The following is a 14,835-nucleotide window of genomic DNA, read 5'->3' on the forward strand; positions in this document are numbered from 1 at the left end:
GCGGGCCGCGCCGTCAAAAAGGCGGGGGAAGGACACCCCGAAAGTGGGGACCAGCCCCGCCTCCATGCGCGAAGTCCGCGACTAGCGCACGGCGGACGGCCGCGCGCCGCCGCGCACCGCGGCGGGGGCCGACCCGGCCGCCGGGGCCGTCGCCGACCGCGGGCGCGGGCGGGGCGGGCGCCGCTCGGCCCCGCGCAGCCAGCGCCACAGCGCCACCCCGGTGAGCACCGCGGCCGGGTGCCCCACGGCGGTGACCACGTCCTTCTCGGCGGCGATCTGCTGGACGATCATCAGCCCGGCGCCACCCAGCGCCAGTAGCCGGCCACGTCGCGGGAGCAGCCCGGCCATCGCACCCAGACAGGTGAGCACGCCGTAGCTGACCCCGATGTCCAGGTAGTCCATCGCCTCGGGCGCCATCCGCCCGGTCTCCACCGCGGCGATCACCACCCCCTGGGAGAGCAGCGTCGCGGCGACGTGCCCGATCGCGAACACCGCAGCCGCCCGGGCCGGGCCGACCCTGCGCTCCAGTGGCGCGAGGGTGAAGGCGAAGCCCCAGAGGTACGGCACCCACACGTTCCCGGCGACCCAGAATCCACTCAGCACAAGAGCACGCAAAGGATGCTGGAGCAGGTTGTGGCCGTCCGAACTGGAGGCCTCCTGCAGTCGCTGGACGAGTTCCGGATCGGCGACCGAGGCGAAGGTCGTGGTGGCTCCCACCACGGCGAGATATCCGAGCGTGAAAGGGTTGCGCCGGGGTGTCGGAACCCGTTCCAGCAGCCACTCGAAGACGCCGGTGCGCAGCCCGTGGCGGAGCATTCCGTACGGCACCCCCGCGGGAGCGCCCCGATGGGCGTCCCACCGCAGTCCAGCCATGCCGCCTCCGCTCCACGCCCGCAGCAACCGGTCCCTGTCGCCGCCAACGTACCGGCGCACGGCCCCGATTCCGCCCAGCGGGGCGTTGTCGTGCCCACGGTACGTCGAGGTTCTGAGAGGCACCTGAGAAAAGCCCGTGAAGACCCTCTCCGCGAAGAGGGGCCGGATTCCCGACATTGGTCCAGACCTTCTTGCTATTAACGCGTCAGTAGGGCCTCTGACCGGCGACTTGGCGTCAAGTCGACTGCATACGTACCGTTACGCAGTGAAAATTCGCCGGGTAAGGTATCGGCCCGTGCCCACTCGTGCAGTGGGTCCGAGGGCCGCCCGACAGCCGGCCCACGGGCCGGAAACATCCGGTCCACCTGCCGGAAAGCATCCGCTGTCCGTACGCTGCGATGTGCGCGGGAGACGTGGACGGGAGACCACCCGTCCTCCACTCTCCTGGGCGCGCGACGGGACGGCGGACCCGGCACAGTCCACGACGGAACAAGACTACGAGCGGAGCCCCGCCATCCCCACAGGTGGCCGGCCCGCAGCCCTGGGGGCGGTGGCGTGACCGTGACAGAAATTCAGCAGGACAACCACAACGCCGGTGGCACGGTGAGCAGCCAGCGCAGAGTGCTGGTGGTGGAGGACGAGCCCACGATCGCCGAGTCGATCGCGGCCCGACTGGGCGCGGAGGGCTTCAAGGTCGCCGTGGCCCACGACGGGCCCGGCGCGGTGGACGGCTTCCACACCTGGCAGCCGGACCTGGTGGTCCTGGACATCATGTTGCCCGGCTTCGACGGCCTGGAGGTGTGCCGCCGGATCCAGGCACAGCGCCCGGTGCCGGTGCTGATGCTGACCGCGCGCGACGACGAGACGGACCTGCTGGTCGGCCTCGGCGTGGGCGCCGACGACTACATGACCAAGCCGTTCTCGATGCGCGAACTGGCCGCCCGGGTCAACGTGCTGCTGCGCCGCGTCGAGCGCGCCCAGCAGGCCGCCCGAACGCCCGCGCTCGGCAGCCTGCGCTTCGGCGAGCTGGAGATCGACCACGTGCAGCGCCGGGTCCGGCTGGCCTCGGGCGACGTCCACCTGACGCCGACCGAGTTCGACCTGCTCGCCTGCCTGGCCGCCCAGCCGCGCGCGGTGCTCACCCGCGAGCAGCTGCTGGCCGAGGTCTGGGACTGGACCGATGCGTCCGGCACCCGCACCGTCGACAGCCACGTCAAGGCACTGCGGCGCAAGATCGGCGCCAGCTGGATCCGCACCGTCCACGGCGTCGGTTACGCACTGGAGGCCCCGCTCTCCTGACGGCGGGAGCTTCGGGCGACGGGCCACCGGGGGGCCCGTGTCCCGACACCGCCGCGCCGCGCGCGGGGATCACGAGGGACCAATGACCTTTCCACAGCAACGCAACGGGGACGCCGACGGCGCGCGCTCGCAGACGCTGGCCGCCCGCGCCGTCCGCCGGGTATGGGCCGACATCCGCCCGCTCGACCCGGTCCGCTCGATCAAGGGCAAGCTCGCCCTGCTGGTGATCGTCTCCGTGTTCCTGGCCACCGGCATGGTGGTCGTGGCGATCCGGTCGGAGACCCAGATCCGGATCATCATGGTCTTCTCCATGATCGCCTCGCTGCTGTTCATGCAGTTCCTCGCGCACGGGCTGACCGCCCCCCTGCGCGAGATGACGGACGCCGCCCGCGCGATGGCCTCCGGCGACTACAGCCGCCGGGTCGAGGTGAACTCGCGCGACGAGATCGGCGAGCTGGCGGCCGCCTTCAACGCCATGGCCGCCGACCTGCAGGCCGCCGACCAGCACCGACGCGAGCTGGTCGCCAACGTCTCGCACGAGCTGCGCACGCCCATCGCCGCGCTGCGCGCCGTACTGGAGAACGTGGTGGACGGCGTCGTCCAGCCCAATCCGGCGACCCTGGAGGCCGCGCTGGAGCAGACCGAGCGGCTCGGCCGCCTGGTCACCCACCTGCTGGACCTCTCCAAGATCGACGACGGCGTGGTCGACCTGGACGCCCGCCCCTTCGAGGTGCGCGAGTTCCTGGACGGCGTGCTGCGCGGGGTCACCGTGGACGGCGCGACGGCCGGCGGGGCGTTCTCCCGGCGCGGCGACGTCCGGCTGGCCCTGGAGGTCAACCCGTCCGGCCTGACCGCCGTCGCGGACCCGGAGCGACTCCACCAGGTGGTCGCCAACCTGGTCGACAACGCCTGCAAGCACTCCCCGCCCGGCGGCACGGTGACCGTGCGCGCCCGGCCTGACGGCGAGGAGGGCGGCCTGCTGCTGGAGGTCCAGGACGAGGGCCCGGGCATCCCGCCGGCCGACCGCTCCCGGGTCTTCGAGCGGTTCAGCCGCAGCGGCACCGCCACCGCGTCCGGACCGGGCGCGGACGGCGGCACCGGACTGGGTCTGGCCATCGCCCGCTGGGCGGTGGACCTGCACGGCGGACGGATCGCCGTGGCCGAGTCGGCGAGCGGCTGCCGGATCGAGGTCCGGCTGCCCGGGCAACGCTGAGCGGGCCGGGACATTTGTCACAGATCCGACACAGACGCATACGAAGGTCATCGGACGATTCGACTGCGACTTTGTCCGGTTTTGCCCGAGTATGGGGGCCGATCGGGCCTGATCGGTTCCCCTCAGATACGGCTTTCTAACGTAGTTTTTCAGCCAAACTGCAGGTCAGGACTGTGATCTGGGCGACGCCTGGGGCCCGGGGACTGCGCGATCACTGGTCAGGGGCGTAGCCTTAATCCCCGCTGTCCAAACATCCCAAAAGGAAGCGGAAGAGGGCGGTTGCCGCCGTGTCGCCACAACCTGAAACCCCCAGCTCGGCAAGCTCCACTGGCTTTGGTCCCAATGAGTGGCTCGTCGATGAGATCTACCAGCAGTACCTCCAGGACCCGAACTCGGTCGACCGAGCCTGGTGGGACTTTTTCGCCGACTACAAGCCCGGTACCGAGGTGACCCCAGTGACCCAGGCCGCGACCCAGGCCGGCCCCACGCCGACCCCTGCCGCTGCCCCCGCGCCCGCCGCTGCTGCTCCGGCCGCACCCGCGCCCGCCGCTGCCGCTCCGGCCGCACCCGCGCCCGCCCCGGCCGCTCCGGCCCCGGTTGCCGCCCCGCTCGCCGCCGCGCCCCCGGCCCCCAAGGCCGCCGCCGCTGCCCCGGCCCCGGCCGCCGCCCCGGCCGGCCCCGAGCTGGTCCAGCTGCGCGGCCCGGCGAAGGCCGTCGCCACCAACATGGACGCCTCGCTGGAGGTGCCGACCGCGACCTCGGTCCGCGCCGTCCCGGCGAAGCTGTTGATCGACAACCGCATCGTCATCAACAACCACCTGCAGCGCGCCCGTGGCGGCAAGGTCTCCTTCACCCACCTCATCGGTTACGCCCTGGTCCAGGCCATCAAGGCCGCCCCGGGCATGAACCACAGCTACAAGGTGGAGGACGGCAAGGCCTTCCTGGTCAAGCCCGAGCACGTCAACCTCGGCCTGGCCATCGACCTGGTCAAGCCGAACGGCGACCGCCAGCTCGTCGTCGCGGCCATCAAGAAGGCCGAGACCCTCGACTTCTTCGGCTTCTGGCAGGCCTACGAGGACATCGTCCGCCGGGCCCGCGCCAACAAGCTGACCATGGACGACTTCACCGGCGTCACGGTCTCGCTGACCAACCCCGGCGGCATCGGCACAGTGCACTCCGTGCCGCGCCTGATGCAGAACCAGGGCACCATCGTCGGCGTCGGCGCCATGGAGTACCCGGCCGAGTTCCAGGGCTCCGCCCCGGAGACCCTGGCCCGCCTCGGCGTCTCCAAGATCATGACGCTGACCTCGACCTACGACCACCGCGTCATCCAGGGCGCGGCGTCCGGCGAGTTCCTGCGCGAGATCCACCGCCTGCTGCTCGGCGAGAACGGCTTCTACGACGAGATCTTCGAGTCGCTGCGGATCCCGTACGAGCCGGTCCGCTGGGCCACCGACGTCGCCACCACCCACGACGACGAGGTCAACAAGACCGCGCGCGTCATGGAGCTCATCCACTCCTACCGGGTCCGCGGCCACCTGATGGCCGACACCGACCCGCTGGAGTACAAGCAGCGCAAGCACCCCGACCTGGACGTCACCACCCACGGCCTCACCCTGTGGGACCTGGAGCGCGAGTTCGCGGTCGGCGGCTTCGGCAGCCAGAAGATGATGAAGCTCCGCGACATCCTCGGCCTGCTGCGCAACACCTACTGCCGCACCGTCGGCATCGAGTACATGCACATCCAGGACCCGAAGCAGCGCAAGTGGCTGCAGGAGCGCCTGGAGAAGCCGTACGCGAAGCCCGAGCGCGAGGAGCAGCTGCGGATCCTCCGCCGCCTGAACTCGGCCGAGGCCTTCGAGACCTTCCTGCAGACCAAGTACGTCGGGCAGAAGCGCTTCTCGCTGGAGGGCGGTGAGTCGCTGATCGCGCTGCTGGACGCGACCATCGACGCCGCCGCCGAGCACCGCCTCGACGAGGCCGTCATCGGCATGGCCCACCGCGGCCGCCTGAACGTGCTGGCCAACATCGTCGGCAAGCCGTACGGCAAGATCTTCGGCGAGTTCGAGGGCAACCTCGACCCGAAGTCGATGCACGGCTCCGGCGACGTCAAGTACCACCTGGGCTCCGAGGGCACCTTCACCGGCCTGGACGGCGAGACCATCAAGGTCTCGCTCGCCGCGAACCCCTCCCACCTGGAGACGGTCGACCCGGTCGTCGAGGGCATCGCCCGCGCCAAGCAGGACATCCTGGACCAGGGCGGCACCACCTTCCCGGTGCTGCCGATCCAGATCCACGGTGACGCGGCCTTCGCCGGCCAGGGCGTCGTCGCGGAGACCCTGAACATGTCGCAGCTGCGCGGCTACCGCACCGGCGGCACCGTGCACATCGTGGTGAACAACCAGGTCGGCTTCACCGCCGCCCCGGCGTCCTCGCGCTCCTCGATGTACTGCACCGACGTGGCCCGCATGATCGAGGCCCCGATCTTCCACGTGAACGGCGACGACCCGGAGGCCGTGGTCCGCGTCGCGCGACTCGCCTTCGAGTTCCGCCAGGAGTTCCACAAGGACGTGGTGATCGACCTCATCTGCTACCGCCGCCGCGGTCACAACGAGGCCGACAACCCGTCGTTCACCCAGCCGCTGATGTACGACCTGATCGACAAGAAGCGCTCGGTGCGCAAGCTGTACACCGAGGGCCTGATCGGTCGCGGCGACATCACCATGGAAGAGGCGGAGCAGGCGCTCCAGGACTTCCAGGGCCAGCTGGAGAAGGTCTTCGCCGAGGTCCGCGACGCGGCCCAGGCGCCGGCCGACGCCACCGCCGGCAAGCCGGTCGCCGACTTCCCGGTCTCCATCCAGACCGGCATCTCCCAGGAGATGGTCAAGCGGATCGCCGCCTCCCAGGTCAACCACCCGGACTGGCTGACCGTCCACCCGCGTCTGCTGCCGCAGCTGCAGCGCCGCGCCGGCTCGGTCGAGGACAACACCATCGACTGGGCGATGGGCGAGACCCTCGCCATCGGCTCGCTGCTCATGGAGGGCCACCCGGTCCGCCTGGCCGGCCAGGACAGCCGCCGCGGCACCTTCGGCCAGCGACACGCCGTCCTGATCGACCGCAAGACCGGCGAGGACTACACCCCGCTGCAGTACCTCACCGAGGACCAGGCCCGCTACACCGTCTACGACAGCCTGCTGTCGGAGTACGCGGCCATGGGCTTCGAGTACGGCTACTCGCTGACCCGCCCGAACGCGCTGGTCATGTGGGAGGCGCAGTTCGGCGACTTCGTCAACGGCGCGCAGACCGTGGTGGACGAGTACATCGCCTCCGCCGAGCAGAAGTGGGGCCAGCACTCCGGCGTCACCCTGCTGCTGCCGCACGGCTACGAGGGCCAGGGCCCGGACCACTCGTCCGCCCGTCCGGAGCGCTTCCTCCAGCTCTGCGCGCAGAACAACATGACGGTCGCGATGCCGACCCTGCCGTCGAACTACTTCCACCTGCTGCGCTGGCAGGCGCACAACCCGCACCACAAGCCGCTGGTCGTCTTCACCCCGAAGTCGATGCTGCGTCTGAAGGCCGCGGCCAGTGCGACCGAGGAGTTCCTGTCCGGCTCGTTCCGCCCGGTCATCGGCGACACCACCGTCGACCCGGCGCAGGTCCGCAAGGTGGTCATCACCGCCGGCAAGTTCTACTACGACCTGGCGGCCGCCCGTGCCGAGCGCGGCGTCACCGACACCGCGATCGTCCGGGTCGAGCGGCTCTACCCGCTGCCGGTGGCCGAGCTCCAGGAGGAGCTGGCCCGCTACGGCGACAACGTCCAGTTCGTCTGGGCGCAGGAGGAGCCGGACAACCAGGGTGCCTGGCCGTTCATCGCGATGAACCTGGTCGACCACCTGCAGGTCGTCATCGGCCGCAGCGCCGGCGGCGCCCGCCTGCGCCGCGTCGCCCGCACCACGGCCTCGTCCCCGGCGGTCGGCTCGGCCAAGCGGCACGCCGCCGAGCAGCAGGCGCTGATCGAGGACGTCTTCGCGCTCTGACGCGCTGAGGCCCCGCACCGCTGAAACGCCCGCGGCCCCCGTCTCCCGACCAGGGAGGCGGGGGCCGCGGGCGTTCTGTCGTGCCCGGGGAAAGGTCGCAGCTCTGCAACCAAACCGGGACTGGCCCGCACGGCCTCCTGACGGGTCGATAGGTTATGGCTCGCCAGATCGCCGTCCGGCGCCCGTCATCGCGCCCGCGGCCCGGCCGAACGACCTCACCGCTCTCCCAGGGGGATCACCACATGACCGCCGACACGCCGCATCCCGGCAAGCTTCCTCCGGTCTTCCAGCCACTCCTCCCGGACGACCCCCGGGAGGTCGGCGGCTACCGGCTGTTCGCCCGGCTCGGCGCCGGCGGCATGGGCCGGGTCTACCTCTCGTACACGCCGGGCGGGCGCCCGGTGGCGCTCAAGGTGGTCCGCCCCGAGTTCGCCGAGGACGGCGAGTTCCGCCGCCGCTTCGCCCAGGAGGTCAGCAACGCCCAGCGGATCCACGGGCTGTACACCGCACAGGTGATCGACTCCGGCGGCCTGGACTCGGACGCCCCCTGGCTGGTCACCGCGTACGTCCCGGGCCCGTCCCTGCAGCAGGTGGTGCGGGAGAACGGCGCGCTGCCGGTCCGCACCGTGCTGCTGCTGATGGGCGGCATCGCCGAGGCGCTGCAGGCGATCCACAGCGTCGAGGTGGTCCACCGCGACCTCAAGCCCGCCAACGTGCTGGTCGCCGGGGACGGCCCGCGGGTGATCGACTTCGGCATCGCCCGGGCCGCCGACGCCACCGCGCTGACCGGCACCGGCTACCGGATCGGCTCCCCCGCCTTCATGTCCCCCGAGCAGGCCCAGGGCCGAGCGGTCACCCCCGCCACCGACGTCTTCGCGCTCGGCGCCCTGGCCGCGTACGTGGCCGGCGGCACCGCGCCGTTCGGCGACGGGCCGGACACCGCGGTGCTCTACCGGGTGGTGCACGAGGAGGCGGACCTGGAGGCCGTCCCGGCGGACCTGCGCGAACTGATCCAGCGCTGCCTGGCGAAGTCCCCGGAGGACCGCCCCAAGCCCGCCGAGATCATCCAGGCCGCCCGCAACCACCCGGAGGTCGGCGGCCAGCTGCGGTTCGGCGACGACTGGCTGCCTCGGCAGGTCAACACCGAGATCACCCGCCGCTCCGACCTGCCCAGGACGCCGCCCACCCCGCTGCCGGTCGCGCCCGCCACCGCGCCACCGGCCCCGCCCACCCCGCCGCCCGCCGACCCGACCGCTCCCCCACAGCCGACCCACCCGGCCACCGCGCCGACCCACCCGGCCACCGCGCCGACCCACCCGGCCACCGCGCCGACCCACGCCCCGCAGCAGCCGGCCACGCCCCCGCCGGGCTTCGCCCCGCCGCCGCTCGGCGCGTACGGCGCCCCGCAGCCGCCCACCGAGACGCCGACCGCCCCGGTCCTGCCGACCCCGCCGACCGTCCAGCTCCAGCCGGAGCAGCCGTCCTTCGACACCCCGCCGCCCGGCCCGGTGGTGACGGCCGTCACCCCGGCGCCGCCCGAGCCCGAGCCCGAGCGCAAGGGCGGGGTGTCCTGGAAGGTGCTGCTCACCGTCGCCCTGGTGATGGCGGTCGGCGGCACCGCGGGCGGCGTGGTGCTGATGAAGAAGCTGGACGACGGCAGGAAGCCGACCGCGAGCACCACCCCGGCCCCCGCGGTGACCGTCACCCAGAGCAATCCGAACCCGGCGCCCGGCCAGGGCGACCCCGCCTCCGGCCCGAGTGCCACCGCATCCGACGCGCCGGTGACGGCCGCGCCCTCGATGTCCGGCCCGAGCACCGTCTCCGCCCCCGCCCGACCGGCCGGCTACACCCTGCTGCTGGACAAGAAGGCGCTCTCGATCCCGGCCGCCGAGTACTCCTCCGACGCGTACCGGATCGACCTGAACGCCGGCACGGTGGTGCCGCGCAGCGGCTCCAGCGACCTGAAGTGGGGGCTCGGCGTCACCAACACCGGCAGTGGCAGCAAGGCCAACTCCTTCGAGAGTTCGGGGGACGAGAAGTCCGACTTCGCCGTGATCACCGAGCCGACGGTGACGGCCGAGCAGTGCGCCGCCGCGATCGACTCCCGGCCGGACACCGACTTGACCTACAACCGGGTCGCGCCCGGCCGCCTGCTCTGCGTCCGCGACCGGGCGACCCGGAACATCGCCATCGCCGCGATCACCACGGCCGACCCGACCACGGGTGCCGCCTCGGTGACCGTCAGCACCTGGCGGGCCAGCTGACCGACGGGTCTATCCTGACCAGGTCAATCCCCATCGGACCGGAGCGAACCGTGTACTTCACCGACCGAGGCATCGAGGAGCTGGAGAACCGGCGCGGCGAGGAGGAGGTCACCTTCGAGTGGCTGGCCGAGCGCCTGCGCGAGTTCGTCGACCTCAACCCGGACTTCGAGATCCCGGTCGAGCGGCTGGCCACCTGGCTGGCCCGGCTCGACGACGAGGACGACGACGAGTGACCCGGTGACGGCCGGACGAAGGGCCCGGGAGGCAACCGCCTCCCGGGCCCTTCGCGTGTCCCCGTAGGGGTCGGCTCCGGGATGTCTCCGGGGCCGGATCGGGGCGGGATCGGGGGCGGAACCGCTTGCTTTTCCCGGCACGCGATATATCGTCTTTAGAAGAGAACGCGATACATCGCGATCGCTGAACGGGAGGCGGCAGAGATGAGCCAGTGGACGATCGAGGGACCCGGCAGGACCACCGTGCCCGAGGAGGTGCGCGCGCTGCACGTACGCGTCATCGACGGCTCGGTGAACGTGGTCGCGGCCGAGGGCCCGGCCCGCCTGGAGGTCACCGAGCTCAAGGGCGAGCCGCTGCACGTGACCCTGGTGGACGGCGTCCTGACGGTCACCTACAAGGACATCAACAGCTGGAGCGAGTTCGGCGACTGGATCAAGTCGGTCGGCTCCGTCCGCAACTTCTTCGACTCCTTCAAGCGCAAGCGCTCCGTCGCGGTCACCCTGACCGTCCCGGCCGGCACCGAGGTCAAGGTCGGCACCGTGTCCGCCGACGCCGCCGTCACCGGCATCGAGGGCCGCGTCTCGGTGCAGACCGCCAGCGGCGACACCACCCTGGCCGGGCTGACCGGCCGGATCGACGCCGGCACCGTCACCGGCGACGTGGACGCCCAGGCGGTCGGCGGCCAGCTCAAGGTGAACACCGTCTCCGGGCAGCTCACCGTGATCGCCGGTACCGCCGACAAGGTCCAGGCCAACACCGTCACCGGCGCCGTCACCCTGGACCTCGACGTGGCCGGCGAGACCGACGTCAAGGTCAACACCGTCAGCGGCGCGGTCGTGGTCCGCATCCCCTCGCTGGCCGACGCCACCGTCCAGGCCGGCTCCACCAGCGGCGAGGTCTCCAGCACCTTCGACGAGCTGAAGATGAGCAGCACCTGGGGCGCCAAGAAGATCTCCGGCCAGCTCGGCGAGGGCCGCGGCAGCCTCCACGTCACCACCGTCTCCGGCGCGGTCACCGTGCTGCGCCGCCCCGAGCCCGAGGAGGACGCCCCGGCGGTGGTCAGGGAGCTCCCGGCCGCCCCCGGCTCCGACACGCCCGCGGGGCCCGATCTCACCAAGGAGGCCTGAGATGACCCCCGTGTTCGGCCACGGCCGGCTCCGGCTCTACCTGCTGAAGCTGCTGGACGAGGCCCCTCGGCACGGCTACGAGGTGATCCGCCTGCTGGAGGAGCGCTTCCAGGGACTGTACGCCCCCTCCGCCGGCACGGTCTACCCGCGACTGGCCAAGCTGGAGCAGGAGGGCCTGGTCAGCCACAGCACCGAGGGCGGCCGCAAGGTCTACCGGCTGACCGACGCCGGGCGCGCGGAACTCGAAGCCCGTCAGGGCGAGTTGGACGCGCTGGAGGTCGAGATCCACGACTCCGTGGCGCAGCTCGCCGGGGCGATCCGGGAGGACGTCCGGGACAGCGCCAAGGACCTGCGCGAGGAGCTGTGGCAGGCCGCCCGGCAGGCCCCCCGGCCGGACCGCGCCGAGGGCCCCGGCGACCCGTGGGCCGGCCCCTGGGGCGACAACGAGTCCTGGCAGCGTGCCAAGGAGGAGTTCGCCCAGTTCAAGCGGCAGGCCAAGGAGCAGGCCAAGCGCGCCCGGGAGCAGGAGAAGGCCGCCAAGGCCAAGGCGAAGGCCGCCGAGGAGGAGGCCCGCCGGCTGCGCGAGCAGGCCAAGGCCTCCCGCACCGCCGCCCAGCAGGAGGCGCTGCGGATCAAGCGCCGGGTCGAGCAGCAGGTGCGCGAGCACGCCGCGAAGGGCGACTGGCCGACCGGACTGGCCGAGGGCCTGTCCGAGCTGACCAGGGGCCTGGCCGGGCTGGCCGACGCGGCCCGCTGGGGCCAGCCCGCGGACGAGCCGGCCGAGAAGATCACGGTGACCCGGATCGACCTGGACAAGGACGGGGCCACCGCCCCCGCCGACCTGCCGGCGTGGACGCGCACCGACCCGGCCGAGGACCCGGCCCGCGAGTTGGAGCGGCTGCTCGACCGCTTCCGCGACCAGGTCCGCGACACGGCCCGGGACGGCGGGGTGAGCGCCGACGAGCTGGCCGAGGCCCGCTCGGTGCTGGGCGCGGCCGGCGAGCGGCTGAAGCGGCTGCTCGGCTGAGCCGGCGGTCCCGACGGTCTCGGCCCGGTGCCCTCCTTCGGGGGCGCCGGGCCGCCGGGCGCCAGGGCCGCCGCACCTCAGGGGTTGAGCACGATCTTGCCGAAGACGTCGCCCTTGGCGAGCCGGGCGAAGCCGTCCCGGGCCTCGGTCAGCGGCAGCACCGAGTCGATCACCGGACGGACGCCGGTGGTCGCGCACAGCGAGAGCAGTCCGGCCAGCTCCTCCTTGGTGCCCATGGTCGAGCCGACCACCTTGAGCTCCAGGAAGAAGATCCGGTTCAGCTCGATGGCGCTCGGGTTCGGGCCGGAGGTGGCACCCGAGATGACGATGGTGCCGCCCGGGCGCAGCGACTTCACCGAGTGCGACCAGGTCGCGGCGCCGACCGTCTCCATCACCGCGTCCACTCGGGCGGGCAGCCGGGCGCCGCTCTCGAAGGCCGCGTCCGCGCCGAGCTCGACCGCCCGGCGGCGCTTGGCCTCGTCCCGGCCGGTGACCCAGACCCGCAGGCCGGCCGCCTTGCCGAGGGCGATCAGCGCGGTCGCCACCCCACCGCCGGCCCCCTGCACCAGGACGGTGTCACCGGGCTTGACCCCGGCGTTGGTGAACAGCATCCGGTAGGCCGTCAGCCAGGCCGTGGGCAGGCAGGCGGCCTCCTCGAAGCTCAGCTCGGCGGGCTTGGGCAGCAGGTTCCAGGTGGGCACGGCCACCTGCTGGGCGAAGGTGCCCTGGTAGCGCTCGGTCAGGATGGACCGGGGCTCGTTCGGGCCCACCCCGTGGCCGGTCTGGCCGATCACCGAGTGGATGACCACCTCGTTGCCGTCCTCGTCGACCCCGGCGGCGTCGCACCCGAGGATCATCGGCAGCTTCTCGGCGGGCAGCCCGACCCCGCGCAGTGACCACAGGTCGTGGTGGTTGAGGCTGGCGGCCTTGACCGTGACCACGCTCCACCCGGGGCGGGCCTGCGGCTCGGGGAGTTCACCCAACTCCAGCCCGCTGAGCGGGTCGTCGGCGTCGATACGTGCGGCGTAGGCAGCAAACATGTCCCGGACGATAGCCGGGACGGCCGAGGCCGGGAACCACGCGTGGGTGTGACGCGCGTCCCGGCTGCTACTCCCCCGCTCACCTCCGGGCGCTCCGACCCGCTGCCGACGGTCGTCGCTCCGGCGCTCGTACCTCGCTTGTCGCTCCGCTTTCGACAGCGGCGCGCCCTTCGGCTCGGGGGGAGGCGGGGGAGCGGCCGTCGTGGCGGGCACGCTCCCCCGGCACCGCGTCAGATCCGCGCCACGCCCTCGGCGCGGGCGGCCTCGGCCACCGCCTTGCTGACCGCCGGGGCGACCCGCTCGTCGAACGGCGAGGGGATGACCTTCTGCGGCGTCAGCTCGTCGGCCACCACGCCGGCCAGCGCCTTGGCGGCGGCCAGCTTCATGCCCTCGGTGATCCGCGAGGCCCGCACCTGCAGCGCGCCGGCGAAGATGCCCGGGAAGGCCAGCACGTTGTTGATCTGGTTCGGGAAGTCGCTGCGCCCGGTGGCGACGACCGCCGCGTACTTGTGCGCGACCTCGGGGTGGATCTCCGGGTTGGGGTTGGCCATCGCGAAGATGAACGCGCCCTCGGCCATCGTCGCGACGACCTCCTCCGGCACGGTGCCGCCGGAGACGCCGATGAACACGTCGGCGCCGGCCAGCGCGTCGGCCAGCGAGCCCTTGAGGCCCGAGCGGTTGGTCAGCCCGGCGATCTCGGCCTTGACGTCCGTCAGGTCGCCGCGGTCCTCGTAGACCACGCCCTTGCGGTCGCAGACGGCCACGTCGCCGATGCCCGCCGCCAGCAGCATCTTGGCGATGGCGATGCCGGCCGCGCCGGCGCCGGAGATGACGGCCCGCAGCGAGCCGATCTCACGGCCGGTCACCTCGGCCGCGTTCCACAGGGCCGCGGTGGTGACGATCGCGGTGCCGTGCTGGTCATCGTGGAAGACCGGGATGTCCAGGGCCTCCTGCAGCCGGCGCTCGATCTCGAAGCAGCGGGGGGCGGAGATGTCCTCCAGGTTGACGCCGCCGAAGGACGGCGCCAGCCGCACCACGGTCTCGACGATCTCGTCGGCCTCGGTGCAGGCGAGCGCGATCGGCACCGCGTCCACGCCGCCGAACTGCTTGAACAGGATGGCCTTGCCCTCCATCACCGGGAGCGAGGCCTCCGGGCCGATGTCGCCGAGGCCCAGCACCGCGGTGCCGTCGGTGACCACCGCGACGGTGTTGGACTTCCAGGTGTAGTCGTTGACCAGCTCGGGCTGCTCGGCGATGGCCGTGCAGACCCGGGCGACACCGGGGGTGTAGGCGAGGGACAGGTCGTCCGCGTCGCGCACCGGCACGGTCGCCCGGATCTCCATCTTGCCGCCGCGGTGGAGCGCGAAAACGGCGTCAACCGGATCGTCGGTGTCCTGGGTGCTGCTGTGAATGATCTCCGCTGCCACGATGACCTCTTCGTCATTGATCTGGCGAGGTGCGCGGCCGACAGGACGACCCGTCCGGAAACCGGAAACCGGGTACGCCGAAGCGGACCCGGGGTCAGGGTCGGGGCGCCCGTCGGGTGGCGCCCTCGGATGAGGGTTTTATGGGGTCTTGTGTTGTCCGCGTTGTGCTACCGGGCCGAGCGTAAGTCGGACAAAGGCATCGCACCTATGCCTTTTCGTCCTCGTCACGTGCCGTTCATCGCCGTGCTGTCGCGTCAACCGGACCCGGCGTCGGAAGCGTCGGGCACCAACAAC

The 14,835-nt window shown here is 72.1% G+C and carries 10 protein-coding genes; 7 read left to right on the forward strand and 3 right to left on the reverse strand.

The window, feature by feature from the left end:
• Window positions 1-81: 81 nt before the first annotated feature.
• Window positions 82-873, reverse strand: coding sequence for a rhomboid-like protein (locus ABZW30_RS14970; RefSeq protein WP_355671506.1), 792 nt, complete (start codon window positions 871-873; stop codon window positions 82-84).
• Window positions 874-1,434: 561 nt separating this feature from the next.
• Here ABZW30_RS14970 and ABZW30_RS14975 point away from each other — a divergent pair.
• The 7 genes from ABZW30_RS14975 to ABZW30_RS15005 all read left to right on the forward strand — a co-directional run bounded on the left by ABZW30_RS14975 (window position 1,435) and on the right by ABZW30_RS15005 (window position 12,074).
• A complete protein-coding gene (locus ABZW30_RS14975; protein ID WP_181970677.1) occupies window positions 1,435-2,172 on the forward strand; it encodes a response regulator transcription factor in 738 nt (245 codons plus the stop codon).
• Between the two features lie 82 nt (window positions 2,173-2,254).
• Window positions 2,255-3,385 carry a HAMP domain-containing sensor histidine kinase gene (locus tag ABZW30_RS14980; protein WP_355671507.1) on the forward strand — a complete coding sequence of 377 codons (1,131 nt, stop codon included), beginning with the start codon at window positions 2,255-2,257 and terminating at the stop codon, window positions 3,383-3,385.
• Between the two features lie 287 nt (window positions 3,386-3,672).
• Entirely contained in the window at window positions 3,673-7,422 is a 3,750-nt protein-coding gene (locus tag ABZW30_RS14985; protein WP_355671508.1) for a multifunctional oxoglutarate decarboxylase/oxoglutarate dehydrogenase thiamine pyrophosphate-binding subunit/dihydrolipoyllysine-residue succinyltransferase subunit, read from the forward strand.
• Window positions 7,423-7,664: 242 nt separating this feature from the next.
• A complete protein-coding gene (locus tag ABZW30_RS14990; RefSeq protein WP_355671509.1) occupies window positions 7,665-9,686 on the forward strand; it encodes a protein kinase in 2,022 nt (673 codons plus the stop codon).
• 50 nt (window positions 9,687-9,736) lie between these two features.
• Window positions 9,737-9,919, forward strand: a complete 183-nt coding sequence (locus tag ABZW30_RS14995; protein WP_355671510.1) for a DUF6104 family protein — start codon at window positions 9,737-9,739, stop codon at window positions 9,917-9,919.
• A 204-nt stretch (window positions 9,920-10,123) separates the two neighbouring features.
• On the forward strand, window positions 10,124-11,047 hold the full coding sequence (locus ABZW30_RS15000) for a DUF4097 family beta strand repeat-containing protein (protein WP_355671511.1): 924 nt from the start codon (window positions 10,124-10,126) through the stop codon (window positions 11,045-11,047).
• Window position 11,048: 1 nt separating this feature from the next.
• Complete coding sequence (locus tag ABZW30_RS15005) at window positions 11,049-12,074, forward strand: PadR family transcriptional regulator (RefSeq protein WP_355671512.1); 1,026 nt, start codon at window positions 11,049-11,051, stop codon at window positions 12,072-12,074.
• 77 nt (window positions 12,075-12,151) lie between these two features.
• On the opposite strand, the gene ABZW30_RS15010 is transcribed toward ABZW30_RS15005, so the two are convergent.
• Window positions 12,152-13,114, reverse strand: a complete 963-nt coding sequence (locus tag ABZW30_RS15010; protein ID WP_355671513.1) for a zinc-binding dehydrogenase — start codon at window positions 13,112-13,114, stop codon at window positions 12,152-12,154.
• A gap of 230 nt (window positions 13,115-13,344) precedes the next feature.
• Window positions 13,345-14,541 carry an NADP-dependent malic enzyme gene (locus ABZW30_RS15015; protein ID WP_355671514.1) on the reverse strand — a complete coding sequence of 399 codons (1,197 nt, stop codon included), beginning with the start codon at window positions 14,539-14,541 and terminating at the stop codon, window positions 13,345-13,347.
• Window positions 14,542-14,835: the final 294 nt, after the last annotated feature.

This window comes from Kitasatospora sp. NPDC004669 (assembly GCF_040609455.1).
Lineage (GTDB): Bacteria > Actinomycetota > Actinomycetes > Streptomycetales > Streptomycetaceae > Kitasatospora.

What these genes read in the sequence shown, in the direction of transcription:
- ABZW30_RS14970 (WP_355671506.1), bottom strand. Translation starts at nt 873, where the DNA reads ATGGCTGGACTGCGGTGGGACGCCCATCGGGGCGCTCCCGCGGGGGTG.
- ABZW30_RS14980 (WP_355671507.1), top strand. Translation starts at nt 2,255, where the DNA reads ATGACCTTTCCACAGCAACGCAACGGGGACGCCGACGGCGCGCGCTCG.
- ABZW30_RS14990 (WP_355671509.1), top strand. Translation starts at nt 7,665, where the DNA reads ATGACCGCCGACACGCCGCATCCCGGCAAGCTTCCTCCGGTCTTCCAG.
- ABZW30_RS15000 (WP_355671511.1), top strand. Translation starts at nt 10,124, where the DNA reads ATGAGCCAGTGGACGATCGAGGGACCCGGCAGGACCACCGTGCCCGAG.
- ABZW30_RS15005 (WP_355671512.1), top strand. Translation starts at nt 11,049, where the DNA reads ATGACCCCCGTGTTCGGCCACGGCCGGCTCCGGCTCTACCTGCTGAAG.
- ABZW30_RS15010 (WP_355671513.1), bottom strand. Translation starts at nt 13,114, where the DNA reads ATGTTTGCTGCCTACGCCGCACGTATCGACGCCGACGACCCGCTCAGC.